The sequence below is a fragment of the Rhodanobacter sp. GW835-FHT13D09 genome (genome assembly GCF_058793995.1).
Genome location: NZ_JBXAGL010000013.1, coordinates 62,990 through 76,417 on the forward strand (window position 1 = coordinate 62,990; position 13,428 = coordinate 76,417).

The window sequence follows — 13,428 nt, forward strand, 5'->3', positions numbered from 1 at the left end:
CCCCATCTTGCCGGGCCCGCTTTTTTTGCTAGCGTGATGCACCTGTTGCGACGGAGAGCGCCGATGACCCGCCGTTTGATCCTGCTCGGCTGCGCGACCCTGGCACTGGGTCTCGCCGGCTTCGCCCGGGCCGCCGAGCCACCGGTTCCCGCCCTGCTGCCGCTGCCGGTGCAACTGCGCGTCGATGCCGGCAGCTTCACCGTCGATGCGCACACGCCGATCGTGCTCGCCGACGATGCCGCCTCGACCCGCCGCACCGGCGCCTGGCTGGCCGACCTCGTCGCGCGCACCCGCGGCCTGCACCTGCCGCTGAAGCACGGCGCGGCCACCGCAGGCGCGATCGTGCTGCAGCGCGATCCCGCCGCGCCGGTGGCGAACCGCGAAGGCTACGCGCTGGATGTCACGCCGCAAGGCATCCGGGTCAGCGCGCGCGACGAGGCCGGCCTGTTCTACGGCGCGGTGACCCTGTGGCAACTGCTCACTCCCGATGCCAAGCAAGGCGCGGTCGAGGTGCCGGCGCTGTCCATCCGCGACCAGCCGCGCTTCGCCTGGCGCGGGCTGATGCTGGATTCCGCGCGGCACTTCCAGACGGTCGACGAGATCGAGCGCCTGCTCGAGCAGATGGCCCAGCACAAGCTCAACACCTTCCACTGGCATCTCACCGACGACCAGGGTTGGCGCATCCAGATCAGGCGCTACCCCGAACTCACCCGCATCGGCGCGTGGCGCACGCCTCCGGATGCCGGGCACGACGGCGTGCCGCAGCGTTACGGCGGCTTCTACACCCAGGCGCAGATCCGCCGCATCGTCGCCTACGCCGCCGCGCGCCAGATCACGGTGGTGCCGGAGATCGACATGCCGGGCCACGCCCAGGCGGCGGTAGCCGCATACCCGCGGTTCGGCGTCACCGGCCAGCGTCCGCCGGTATCGGTCGACTGGGGTGTCAACCCGTACCTCTACAACGTCGACGATGCCACCTTCGAATTCATCGGGAACGTGCTGGACGAAGTGATGGCGTTGTTCCCCTCGACCTACATCCACGTGGGTGGCGACGAGGCGATCAAGGACCAGTGGCAGGCCTCGCCCGCGGTGCAGGCGAAGATGCGCGAGCTTGGCATCAAGGGCGAGGACGCGCTGCAGGGCTGGTTCATCGGCCGCATCGGGCGCTACCTCGGTGCGCACGGGCGGCGGCTGGTGGGCTGGGACGAGATCCTCGACGGCGACAACGTGCCGGCCGACGCCGCCGTGATGTCCTGGCGCGGCACCGACGGCGCGATCAAGGCGGCGATGATGGGCCACGACGTGGTGATGTCGCCCGCGCCGACCCTGTACTTCGACCACGTGCAGGGCGAGCTGGCCGACGAGTATGCCGGCCGTCTCGGCGTGGAATCGCTGAAGAACGTCTACGACCTCCGCACCGTGCCCGCCGTGCTGGGCGCAGCGCAGGCAAAGCACGTATTGGGCGTGCAGGCCAACGTGTGGGCCGAGCACATGCCCACCTTCGCCCACGTGGAACACGCCGTGTTCCCGCGGCTGGATGCGCTCGGCGAAACGGCGTGGTCGCCGCCCATCGCCAACGGCTGGCCGGATTTCCTCGCCCGCCTGCCGGCGCAACTCGGGCGCTACCGGGCACAGCACATCGCGTATGCCGACAGCGCCTTCGCGGTGGAAATCACGGCCGATCGCAACGTGGCGCTGGCCACCGGCAAGGCCACGGTGACGCTTGCCGACCAGGCCGGCTTCGGCGCCATCCACTACACGCTGGACGGCAGCACGCCCACGCCCGCCTCGCCACGCTACAGCGTACCGTTCAACGTGACGTTGCCGACCACCGTGCGTGCCGCCAGTTTCGCCGTCGACGGCAGCACACTGGCAGCGCCGCGCGAGCGCGTGCTGGATCGCGCGGCGCTGCTCGGCCTGCCCGGCACGGCGCTGGCGAACTGCCCCGGCAACAACTTCCGCCTGCGCCTGCAACCGACGCCCGACGCCGGCAGTACCGGGCCGGTGTACGCGGTGAACGTGTTCGATACCTGCCAGCTGTTTCCCGCCACGCTGCTGGATGGCGTCGCCGCGATCCATGTCGAGGCGGTGCGCCTGCCGCGCAACTTCGCGCTGGCACACGAGCAGAAGCTGGTGGTATCGCGAGCGCATGGCACGCCGTTCGGCGAGCTGCTGGTGCGCCTGGACCAGTGCGACGGGCCGCTGCTGGCCAGCCTGCCGTTGCCCGACCCCAGGCACAGTGTCCGCAACTTCACCCTGAAAGCGGCGCTGCCGGCGCAGCAGGGTGAACATGCGTTGTGTCTGATCTACACCGCGCCGACCGACGGGCCGCTGTACGCCATCGGCAGCGTGGCGCTGACGCCGTGAGTCCCGCCGTGCGAGTGGGCTCAGCTTGCTCCCTCCCTTGCTTGCAGGGGAGGGCCGGGGAGGGGTTCGCTCTGGATCTTCCCGACGACCCTGCGCTACCCCCTCCCAACCTCCCCCTGCACGCAGGGGGAGGAGCAAAGCGGCGCCATTCTTTCCCGGCATGCGGAAGAAACGATGCCGGCCAGACTCCCTCCCCTGCGCAGCAGGGGAGGGCTGGGGAGGGGTTTGCTTTTGATCTTCCCGACGACCCTGCGCCACCCATCCCTGCGTCCTTGCAGGGAGAGGTAAACATGGAATTCTGGAAGGCTCTTGTTGCATGAAACGCCTTGCCTCGCTCGACGCCCTGCGCGGCTGCACCGTGGCGGCGATGCTGCTGGTCAACGATCCGGGCGACTGGGAGCATGTCTACTGGCCGCTGGAGCACGCGGCGTGGAACAGCTGCACGCCGACCGACCTGGTGTTTCCGTTCTTCCTGTTCGTGGTCGGCGTGTCGGTGGCGCTGGCGATCCTGCCGCGGCTGGAGCAGGGCGCTTCGCCGTCCGCGCTGAGCCGCGCCGCGATGTGGCGTGCCTTGCGCATCCTCGCGCTCGGCGTGGCGATCAATCTGCTGGCGGCGTGGTGGTTGCCGCAGGCGCACCTGCGATTCCCCGGCGTGCTGCAGCGGATCGCGCTGTGCTTCGCCGGCGTGGCGCTGTTCGCGATCCACACGAAACCGCGCACGCAGTGGTGGGCGATCGCGGCCTTGCTGGTCGGTTACTGGGGGCTGCTCCTGCTCGGCGGCTCGCTGGAGCCGTGGACGAATATCGCCAGTCGTTTCGACAGTGCGTTGTTCGGCCGCTTCGTCTACCTGATCGATCCGGCCACCGGCCGCGGCCACGATCCGGAAGGCCTGCTCGGCACGCTGCCGTCGCTGGCCGGCACCCTGCTCGGCCTGCGCGCCGGGTGCTGGCTGCGCGAGGAGAAAACCGGACGCCTGCTGTTCGCCGGCGTGTTGTCGCTGCTGCTCGGCGCGCTGTGGTCGCCATGGCTGCCGTTCAACAAGAACCTGTGGACGCCCTCGTTCGTGCTGTGGACCACCGGCTGGGCCACGCTGGCGCTGCTGGCGTTCCACATGCTGATCGACCGGCGCGGCTGGCCGGCGTGGGGCCGCCGCTTCGGCGTCAACGCGATCGCCGCCTACGCCGGTTCCGAACTGATGCAGATCGCGCTGCCCGCGCTGGGCTGGCAGGAGCCGCTCTACCAGCACCTGTTCGCCCGCTGGATGACGCCGCGCTTCGGCCCATACGTGCCGTCGCTGGCGTTCGCCGTGGTGTTCGTGGCGCTGTGGTGGTTGATCGTGTGGGCGATGGATCGGCAGCGCATCTATCTCAAGTTCTAGATTCTCGGTTCACGCAGATGCGCCGCAACTGGGTCATGGGAGCCCGGCCCGCGCTGCCAAATGGATCGTGACGCCTCTGAAAGTAATCGCGAGGACCATCGAGCAAGTCGGAATAGTTCGACATGGCTTGAGAGGTTTGCCCGATAGGAAACTTTCCTATCGACCGGCGCAAGTTTGACGCGGAGTATGCAAGTTCTTACGATCGCACTGGCAATGTGAGGCGCCAGTCCAGGCAGCAAGTCACCAGGGAGGGGGTGCCTTTGTCACAGGGACTGTTTCGTCAGGAAGTCATCGACGCCAAACGCGGCGAGTGGCTGGGCTCGATCATCGTCGCCGCGCCGCTGTCGCGTTGGTGGTCGACTTCGCTGGCGCTGGTGATGGCAGCGACCATTCTGCTGTTTCTTCTTCTCGGGCACTACACCCGGCGCGAGACCGTCGCAGGGCAACTGGTGCCGAGCGCGGGGTTGCTCAATGTCGTGGCGCCCGGTGCAGGCACCGTCACCGGTCTGCTGGTACATGACGGCCAGGAGGTCAAAGGCGGCGACGTGTTGCTGCGGCTTTCCAGCGAGCAGGACAGCGCCTTGCTGGGCGACACCCATGAACTGGTGGGGCGGCAGCTGGCGACCCAGCGTGCGCGGCTGCAGGACGACCTGTCCAACCAGGCGCAGTCGTCTCGGCAGCAGGCCGGCGCGCTGCAGGCCAAGGCGGCGCTGCTGCGTGCGCAGCTCGCGCAGATCGCCGGGCAATTGAACATCCAGCAGCAGCAGGTGGCCAGCAACCAGCAGTTGCTGGCTCGCATCAAACCGCTCGCCGCCAAGGGCTTTGTGTCGGCCGTGCAGATCCAGCAGCAGGAAACGACCGTGCTGGATGCCCAGGCGCAGCACAAGGCCCTGGTGCGCCAACAACTCGACGTCCGCCAGCAGCTCAATGCCACGCAGCAGCAGTTGGCGGAGTTGCCGCTGGATGCCGCAGGCCGGCGCAACGACACCGAGCGCCGGCTCGCCGGCGTCGTCCAGTCGATGGCACAGAACGAGATGCAGCGTGCCGTGGTGCTGCGTGCGCCGCGCGACGGCGTGGTGTCCGCCGTGCTGCTGAAGGAAGGGCAGATGGTCGGCGCAGGACAGGCGCTGCTGTCCATCCTGCCGAGCGGGTCCACGCTGCAGGCGCAGTTGCTGGTACCCAGCCGGGCGATCGGCTTTATCGAGCCGGGCAGTCGTGTGGTGATGCGCTATCAGGCCTTCGCCTACCAGAAATTCGGCCAGCAGTACGGTCGCGTCGCCGACATCTCGCGCAGCGCGCTGACTTCGACCGAGGTGGAGGCGCTGGTCGGCCAACAGCCGCGCGAGCCGGTGTACCGCGTGAAGGTGGCGCTGGACAGGCAGGAGGTGCTGGCCTATGGCCGCCCCGAGCCGGTCAGGCCGGGCATGGCGCTGGATGCCGACATCCTGATGGAGCGGCGGCGTCTTATTGAATGGGTATTCGAGCCGCTATACGGCATCGGGCACCGGCTGAGTGGAGGCGAAGCGGATGGCTGACGGTGCATCGCACGGAGCGGAAGACCAGCCAGTGCGCGGCCATAGCGTTCAACTGCAGTTCGGCTGGCGACGCCGCCTGCCGATGCTGCTGCAGACCGAGGCCGCCGAGTGCGGCGTGGCTTGCCTGGCGATGGTGGCGAACTTCCACGGCCACGACGTCGACCTGGCAGGATTGCGCCGGCGTTTCTCCACCTCGCTCAAGGGCGTCACGCTGGCGCGGGTGATCACGATGGCGGCGCAACTGGGCTTCGCTTGCCGCCCGCTCAAACTCGATATGGGCGACCTGACCCAGCTCGGGACGCCGTGCATGCTGCACTGGGATCTCAACCATTTCGTGGTGCTCAGGCGCGCCGGCCCGCGCGGCATTGTCATTCATGATCCGGCGCACGGCATCCGCAAGCTGAGCCTGAAAGAAACCTCGGATCACTTCACCGGCGCGGCGCTGGAGTTGAGCCCCGCGCGCGATTTTGCCCCGGTGCGCGAGCGCCAGGTGGTTTCCCTGCGTACGCTGACCGGACGTGTGCGCGGGCTGGTGCCGGCGCTGGTGCAGATCCTGCTGCTGGCGCTGGCGCTGGAGGTGTTCGCACTGGCCGCGCCGTTCTATCTGCAATGGGTGATGGATCAGGTGCTGGTATCTACCGATCAAGACCTGCTCACCCTGCTTGGCCTCGGCTTCATCGGCATCGCGGTTTTCTCGGCGGCGATCACCGCAGCGCGTTCGTGGGCCGTCACCTGTCTGGGCGCCACCTTGAACGTGCAGTGGGCCAGCAACCTGTTCGGCCACCTCATGCGCCTGCCGCTGGACTGGTTCGAGAAGCGTCATGTGGGCGACGTGGTGTCGCGCTTCGGCTCGATCCAGAGCATTCAGCGCACGCTGACCACACAGTTCGTCGGTTCGCTGCTGGACGGCCTGATGTCGCTGGTGACGGTGGTGGTGATGGCGCTGTACAGCGTAAGACTTACCGCGCTGGTGCTTGGCCTATTCGTCGCTTACGGGTTGATCCGTTGGATCTTCTTCAACCCGCTGCGTCGCGCCAGCGAAGACCAGATCGTCCATGCCGCACGCCAGCAGAGCGAACTGCTCGAATCCATCCGCGGCGCCATGCCGATCAAGTTGGCCAACAAGGAGGGAGAGCGGCTGTCGCGCTATGCCAACGCTACCGTGTCCGCCGTGAACCGCGACATCGGCATCCAGCGGCTGGGCATTGCCTTCACCCTGGGCAACCAGCTGATGTTCGGCATCGGCCGGGTGGCGATGATCTGGATCGCCGCCATGCTGACGCTCAAGAACGAATTCTCCGCGGGCATGATGATCGCCTTCATTGCCTATGCCGACCAGTTCACCGGCCGCGCCGCCAGGCTGATCGACAAGTGGGTGGACTTCAGCATGCTGAAGCTGCACGCCGAGCGAGTGGCGGACATCGCGCTGAGCGTACCCGAGAGGCTGGCTGAGGCGACATGGAGTGGCCCAGTCCCCGAGGCCGTCATCGAACTGTGCAACGTCAGCTTCCGTTACGCCGAAGGCGAGCCATGGATCCTCCGGCATTGCAGCCTGCGCATCGAGGCGGGCGAGTCGGTGGCCATCGTCGGCCCCAGCGGTTGTGGCAAGAGCACACTCGCGAAGATCGCGCTGGGCCTGCTGGAGCCGATCGAAGGCGAGGTGCGCTTCGGCGGCATCGACATCCGCAAGTTGGGCCTGGACACTTACCGCAGTTGGGTCGGCGCGGTGATGCAGGACGACCAGCTGTTCGCCGGTTCGATCGGCGACAACATCGCCTTCTTCGACCCCGACACCGCGTCCGCGCGGATCGAGGCGGCCGCGCGGCTCGCTGCCGTTCACGAGGACATCGCCGCGATGCCGATGGGCTACCAGAGCCTGGTGGGCGATATGGGCTCCAGCCTGTCCGGCGGCCAAAAGCAGCGGGTTATCCTGGCGCGAGCGCTGTACCGCCGGCCGCGCCTGCTGGTGCTGGACGAGGCGACCAGTCACCTGGACGTGGAGCGCGAACGGCTGGTCAACGCGGCGGTGCAACGGCTGCGGATCACTCGAATTGTAATTGCGCACCGGCCGGAGACGGTAGCGGCCGCGCGAAAGGTCATCCGGCTGGGAGTGCAACGAAATTGATCGACACCGGCAATGCCGGCGCGGTTGGTGCCTGGCAGAGGCTGTCTGCCGACGCAAAGAAAACATGGAGTTGAAACATGCGCGAACTGGAAATGCGTGAGATTGATGAGGTCGCCGGCGGCCTTCTCCCCGTGCTCATCGGCATTCTTGCCTTTGAGTGGTATGAGGCGGGCCATATCCGCAGCTTCATGGATGGCGTGCTGGACGGGGCTAATCGTTGATTCGTCAATGACACCCGTTGACTTGAGAAAGGAATCCAGGAAACGCACGAGCCTCATACTGATTCTTGTTTTCTGTGCAGTATGGGCATTCGCCAAAGAAATAAGGGAAATCCTTTGGCTCCTCTTTGAACGATTCATTTAGGAGAGCATGTATGCGTGAGATATCGAATGTGGAAATTCAGTTCATTTCGGGTGGACTTAGCCTTGAGGGCGATGTCTATTACGACATGGGGCACGCGGTAGGCGAGGCTTACGCCTGGGCCGTGGACAGCACCTCCAGGGCCATTGAATGGGTGGCGAATCATATCTAGCAGGCAGCAGCCGGGGCGACGCTTCGGCGTCGCCCCGGCGTCCGCACGAAGTCGGATCTCAATGCAATGAACAAAGTAAAAATCCCGTACACCCATGGCATATGGATTTTCATGGGCTATTTCGGGCTCCTATGGCTCATTGCGGCCGCGGGCACTATCGGCCCGGAGCGCATTCACGAGCTTCCCAAGGGCGAAGCATTATTGGTTACGGCTTATGCAGGCTTGTTGGGCGAAGGGCTGGCTGCCGGCGGGGTGTGGTTGCTGGTCAAGCACTACTATGGATTGTGGTCGAATGCCGGCAACAGTTTCGCGATTGGCTTGTTCGCCATTACCCGCAGGCAGGCAATGTTGTCGGTACTGGGTGGTGTCGTGCTGGCGGCAGTGGTGCTCGCCTTGAACGCGTCATTCCCGTCCGGCTCCGGCGCACGAAGCTCGTTCATTGACATGTATACGACGCATGGAAAGGCTCTGCTTTATTCATGGCTTATCATGGGAATCACCGTGGCGCCATTTGTCGAGGAGCTGCTTTTCAGGGGAGTGGCATTCTCGGTGGTCACGTCGCATTTCAATGCTTTCGCCGGTGCGGTGGCATCGGTGCTGCTGTTCATGCTGCTGCATGTTCCGCAGCTGACGCACCATTGGACATCCGCGGTGGCCATAACGACGCTCGCCATCACCTGCGCGATCATCAGGGTGAACAAGGGGTCGCTGTGGGCCGCCATGATCCTGCATGGCGCCTATAACGCCAGCCTGGCCGCATCGACACTAGTCTGATGTCCGGAGGCGAAACATCCGGCCGCGGCGATACGTTTCAGCTCGCTGCGGCCCGCGCCGACGGCGCTGCGGGTGGGTGGCGCAGCAGAGTATGTTTCGCCAGTTGCAGGTCGGCGGGGGAGAGATCGACCACCGGTATGACCTTGCCCGCGACGAGCGCTCCGATCGGCATGCCGTCGCGGTACAGCACGCGCGCGCCGGCCAGTGCCGGCACCTTGTCGCCGGCCAGCACGGTACCGACCAGGTTCAGCGGATCGCAGCCGCTGAGGCAGACCAGCTCGCCGTCGTCCGCGCGCGAGCGCACCGCGCGCAGCGGCGCGATCGCCTCGGGCAGGGCGAACTGCTCGCCGACCAGGCCTTCGACGAAACGGCCGCCGCGGATCTCGCCGCGGGCCTCCAGCCGGTGGTAAACGCGCAGCAATTCCCGCCACGGCGGCAGCCATGGCGCCTCGCGTTCCAGCAGCTTCCAGAACACCACGCCGTAGCGGCGCAGCAGGGTGCGGGCGATGTGTTCGATGGCGTCAGGATCAAGAGCCTCACCCCCTCCCAGCCTCCCCCTGCGACCGAAGGAAGTCCCTTGCGGACGAGCAGGGGGAGGGGCAAGGCTTGCCGCGTCGTGCTCCCTCCCCTGCACGGCCCCAAAGGGGCTTCCTTCGGTCGCAGGGGAGGGTTGGGGTGGGGTGCTCTTCGCCGTGCCGCGCGCCAGCGCCCAGCGTCCCGCATCCTCGATGCCACTGAGCTGGTGCCGGCGCAGCCGGCGATGCCGCCCGCCGTCGCGCTTCGCCGCCGGCAGCAGGAGGGCGCGCAGGCCGGCGAAGCTGTCGGCGCTGATCCGGCCGGCGGCGACCAGTTCGCCGAGCGCGTCCTCCAGTTCGGTGCGCAGCAGGCGGGTGTCGGCGAGCAGCTCGTCGAAGAACAGTGCGCCGTGTTCGCGCAGCGTATCGGCGACGGCCTGGGCGCGCGACGACAGCAGGATCTCCTGCGGCTCGCCCGCGGCTACGGACGTCCAGGCGGCCAATTCACGCCGCGGCAAAAGCACGATCGGCGTGCTGCGTACCGGGCCGCCGCCACCGCCGCTGCCGGTGCGCAGGCGGGCCCAGCCGACGCGGCCGGCGCGGCACAGCTCGTCCAGCCAGTGGATCGAATAATCCGCGATGCGCGCCGGCAGCAGCTCGCTCTCCCACGCACCGGCGGCCGCCTCGTAGCCTTCCAGTTGCGCCAGCGTGGCGGCCAGTGCGTCCGGCCCGCTCAGTCGGGTGGCCGCCGACACGTGTTGCCAGTCGAACAGGAAGCGCATCAGCGCACGCCGGCTGACCGGCTCGATCTCGCGGCGCAGCCGGCCGATGGTGTAGCGATGGATGCGCGCCAGCAGGTGGCGTTCGCACCATTCGGTATCCGCGGCATCGGTGCTGAAGCGGCCCTGCATCACGTAGCCTTCGGTCTGCAGGCGCAGCAGGGCCTGTTCGGCCTCGCCCGTATCGATGGCCAGCGAGGTGGCCAGGGTAGCCGCGGTGACGGGGCCGAGTCCGCCGAGGCGATGGCGCACCAGTTCCAGCACGGCGTCCTCGCGCGACCACGCCTGCGCGGCGTATTCGGCGGGTGCGGCGATCGGCGGCTGCATCGCGGCGGCGGGATGCAGCGCCCGCCACAGCGGCAGTTGCTCGGCGGTGGTCCAGACGTCGCCGAGCCGGGTCGCGCGCTGCGCCCTCGACAGTGCCTGCAGCCGTTCCCGCCAGCCGGAGTTGGCGTCGACCTCGGCCGCCGTGACGAAGCCCAGCAGGGTCAGCGCCTCGTGCATCTCGTCGGCATCGCGCACTTGCGGCCAGACTTCCTCGCGCACTGCGGCGATGGCTTCGGAGTCGAGCCTGCCGAGGCCGTCAGCGCTGTCGGCGCCGTTCCAACGCCGCGTCTGCACCGCCTGGGTACGCCGTTCCTCCAGCGGAGCGTCGTCGAGGAACGCGTACGGCGCGGCGTTCAGCACTTCGGAAGCGAGCGGGCTGGGCGCGGTGAGGTCGCGCGCCACGATGGCGATGGCGCCGGCTTCGAGCTGGCGCAGGATCGCCAGCAGGCCGTCCACGTCCATCGCCTCGCGCAGGCAGTCGTGCAGGGTCTGGTTGACCAGCGGATGGTCCGGCACCTCGCGCTCGCCCACGATGTTCTCCAGGCAGGCGACCTGGTCGGGGAACACCGCGGCGAGCAGGTCCTCGCTCTTCATCCGCTGCAGCGGCGGCGGGGTCTTCTTGCCGCCGGTGAAGCGCGGCAGCGCCAGTGCCGTGACGGCATTCCAGCGCCAGCGCGCGGGGAACAGCGGGGCGTCGAGCACGGCCTGCACCAGCACGTGCTCGGCGCTGTTCGAGTGCAGGTAGTGCGCCACTGCCTCCAGCGGGAAGCTGTGGCTGGTGGACAGCGACAGCACGATCGCGTCCTCGGTCGCCGCCGCCTGCAGCTCGAAGTTGAACTGGCGGCAGAAGCGCTTGCGCAGCGCCAGCCCCCAGGCGCGGTTGATGCGGCTGCCCCAGGGCGTGTGGATCACCAGCTGGGTGCCGCCGGATTCGTCGAAGAAGCGCTCCAGCACCAGGGTGCGCTGGCTGGGCAGCACGCCGAGCGCGGCCTTGGCGCGGGCGAGATAGTCGACGAGTTGCTGCGCGGCGGCGTCGGGGAGGCCCAACTCGTCACGCAGCCAGGCCAGCGCGCGTGCCTTGCCTCCCTCTCCCTCCGGGAGAGGGATCGAGGGAGAGGGTTCGGGCGTGCCGGAGTGTTCGGCGACAACCGTACCCTCACCCCAACCCCTCTCCCGGAGGGAGAGGGGCTCAGGCTCAAGCAGTGCGGAAATCTCCTCGCGCAGCCGCGACACGCCGAACGACAGTTCGTCGCTGCGCCCCGGCGCCTCGCCCAGCCAGAACGGGATGCTCGGCGGCGCGCCGTGCGCGTCCTCCACCCGCAGCCGGTCGCGCTCGACGCGCTGGATCCGGTAGCTGGCGTTGCCGAGCTGGAAGATGTCGCCGGCCATGCTCTCGACCGCGAAATCCTCGTTCACCGTACCCACGATGATCGCCTGCGGCTCCAGCACCACCTTGTAGTCGGCGGTGTCCGGAATGGTGCCGCCGGAGGTCAGCGCAGTGAGCCGCGCGCCGCGCCGCGGGCGCAGCTGCCGGTTCACCGCGTCGCGATGGATGTACGCCGCGCGCGGGCCCTGCCGGGTGGTGAAGCCCTCGGCCAGCATGCGCACCACCGCGTCGAATCCGCTGCGCGCGAGGTCGCGGTAGGGATGCGCGCGGCGCACCAGCGCGTACAGCGCGTCCTCGTCCCACTCGCTGCAGGCCACCTCGGCCACGATCTGCTGGGCCAGCACGTCGAGCGGCTGCGGCGGCATCACCAGCGCATCCAGTTCGCCGCGGCGCACGCAGTCGAGCAGGGCGGTGCATTCGATCAGGTCGTCGCGGGTGGCCGGGAACAGCCGCGCCTTCGGCGTGCCGTCGATGCTGTGGCCGGAACGGCCGGCGCGCTGCAGGAACGCGGCGATCGAGCGCGGCGAGCCGAGCTGGCAGACCAGGTCGACCTCGCCGATGTCGATGCCCAGCTCCAGCGAGGCGGTCGCCACCAGCACCTTGAGCTCGCCGCGCTTCAGCCGCTGCTCGGCATCCAGCCGCAGCTCCTTCGCCAGGCTGCCGTGATGCGCCGCCACGTGCTCATTGCCCAGCCGCTCGGACAGGTGTCGCGCGGCGCGCTCGGCCATCCGCCGCGTGTTGACGAAGACCAGGGTGGTGCGATGCGCGCGCACCAGCTGGGCAATGCGGTCGTAGACCAGCTCCCAGCTGTCGTTCGACATCACCGCTTCCAGCGGCACCGGCGGCACCTCGATGGCGAGGTCGCGGGGGCGGGTGTGGCCTACGTCGATGATGGTGACTGGGCTCCCTCCCCTGCTCGCAGGGGAGGGTTGGGGTGGGGTGCTCTTGCTCTTGGACTCAAGATCGAGAGCTTCACCCCCTCCCAGCCTCCCCCTGCTCACAGGGGGAGGGGCAAGAGCGGTGTCTCCAGTACCGACCAAAAAGTCGGCGACCATGCTTATGGGCTTCTGCGTCGCCGACAAGCCGATCCGCAGCAATCGCCTCTGGCACAGCGACTCCAGCCGCTCCAGCGAGAGCGCCAGGTGCGAACCGCGCTTGCTGCCGGCGATGGCGTGGATCTCGTCGACGATCACCGAGCGCACGCCCGAAAGCATGGCGCGCCCGGAAGCCGATCCCAGCAGCATGTACAGCGATTCGGGCGTGGTCACCAGGATGTGCGGCGGCTGCCTGCGCAGCAGGTTGCGTTCGACCTGCGGGGTGTCGCCGGTGCGTACCGCGGTGCGGATCGCCACGTCGGGCAGGCCGAGTTTCTCCAGCTCGGCGCGGATGCCTTCCAGCGGCGCTTCCAGGTTGAGGTGGATGTCGTTCGACAGCGCCTTCAGCGGCGACACGTACAGCACCGTGGTGGCGTCGGCCAGCGCACCGCCGTGGGCGACGCCCTCGCGCACCAGCGCGTCGATCGCGGCGAGGAACGCGGTGAGGGTCTTGCCCGAGCCGGTCGGTGCGGCGACCAGGGTGTGCCGCCCGGCGCGGATCGACGGCCACGCGGCTGCCTGCGCCGCGGTGGGCGTGGCGAAGGCGCCGCGGAACCACGCGGCGACGGCGGGGTGGAAATCGGCGAGCGGGGGCGTCATGGTCCTCCGGAGATG

The 13,428-nt window shown here is 68.0% G+C and carries 6 protein-coding genes and 2 pseudogenes; 6 read left to right on the top strand and 2 right to left on the bottom strand.

Annotation, left to right across the window (positions count from 1 at the left end):
* Positions 1 to 36 precede the first annotated feature (36 nt).
* The 6 genes from AC1Q5A_RS15380 to AC1Q5A_RS15405 all read left to right on the top strand — a co-directional run bounded on the left by AC1Q5A_RS15380 (position 37) and on the right by AC1Q5A_RS15405 (position 8,711).
* Positions 37 to 2,367, top strand: a complete 2,331-nt coding sequence (locus AC1Q5A_RS15380; protein WP_492702144.1) for a beta-N-acetylhexosaminidase — start codon at positions 37 to 39, stop codon at positions 2,365 to 2,367.
* A 316-nt stretch (positions 2,368 to 2,683) separates the two neighbouring features.
* Complete coding sequence (locus AC1Q5A_RS15385; RefSeq protein ID WP_492702146.1) at positions 2,684 to 3,745, top strand: acyltransferase family protein; 1,062 nt, start codon at positions 2,684 to 2,686, stop codon at positions 3,743 to 3,745.
* Between the two features lie 254 nt (positions 3,746 to 3,999).
* Positions 4,000 to 5,280: an HlyD family secretion protein gene (locus AC1Q5A_RS15390; RefSeq protein ID WP_492702148.1), complete on the top strand. Its 1,281-nt coding sequence runs from the start codon at positions 4,000 to 4,002 to the stop codon at positions 5,278 to 5,280.
* Entirely contained in the window at positions 5,273 to 7,405 is a 2,133-nt protein-coding gene (locus tag AC1Q5A_RS15395) for a peptidase domain-containing ABC transporter (protein ID WP_492702150.1), read from the top strand. The genes AC1Q5A_RS15390 and AC1Q5A_RS15395 overlap by 8 nt, the downstream gene beginning before the upstream one ends.
* A gap of 77 nt (positions 7,406 to 7,482) precedes the next feature.
* The gene (locus AC1Q5A_RS15400) at positions 7,483 to 7,626 is read left to right on the top strand and encodes a hypothetical protein (protein WP_492702152.1); all 144 of its coding nucleotides are present in this window, start codon (positions 7,483 to 7,485) and stop codon (positions 7,624 to 7,626) included.
* 377 nt (positions 7,627 to 8,003) lie between these two features.
* Positions 8,004 to 8,711 carry a CPBP family intramembrane glutamic endopeptidase gene (locus AC1Q5A_RS15405; RefSeq protein ID WP_492702154.1) on the top strand — a complete coding sequence of 236 codons (708 nt, stop codon included), beginning with the start codon at positions 8,004 to 8,006 and terminating at the stop codon, positions 8,709 to 8,711.
* Positions 8,712 to 8,748: 37 nt separating this feature from the next.
* On the opposite strand, the pseudogene AC1Q5A_RS15410 reads toward AC1Q5A_RS15405, so the two are convergent.
* Together AC1Q5A_RS15410 and AC1Q5A_RS15415 are read right to left on the bottom strand one after the other, a co-directional pair.
* Positions 8,749 to 12,612: pseudogene (locus tag AC1Q5A_RS15410) on the bottom strand (Lhr family helicase); the annotation flags it as partial.
* Between the two features lie 102 nt (positions 12,613 to 12,714).
* Positions 12,715 to 13,413, bottom strand: a pseudogene (locus AC1Q5A_RS15415) (DEAD/DEAH box helicase); the annotation flags it as partial.
* Positions 13,414 to 13,428: the final 15 nt, after the last annotated feature.

Excerpts from the sequence above, each read along its gene's own strand:
- AC1Q5A_RS15380 (WP_492702144.1), top strand. The coding sequence starts at position 37 with ATGCACCTGTTGCGACGGAGAGCGCCGATGACCCGCCGTTTGATCCTG.
- AC1Q5A_RS15385 (WP_492702146.1), top strand. The coding sequence starts at position 2,684 with ATGAAACGCCTTGCCTCGCTCGACGCCCTGCGCGGCTGCACCGTGGCG.
- AC1Q5A_RS15395 (WP_492702150.1), top strand. The coding sequence starts at position 5,273 with ATGGCTGACGGTGCATCGCACGGAGCGGAAGACCAGCCAGTGCGCGGC.
- AC1Q5A_RS15400 (WP_492702152.1), top strand. The coding sequence starts at position 7,483 with ATGCGCGAACTGGAAATGCGTGAGATTGATGAGGTCGCCGGCGGCCTT.
- AC1Q5A_RS15405 (WP_492702154.1), top strand. The coding sequence starts at position 8,004 with ATGAACAAAGTAAAAATCCCGTACACCCATGGCATATGGATTTTCATG.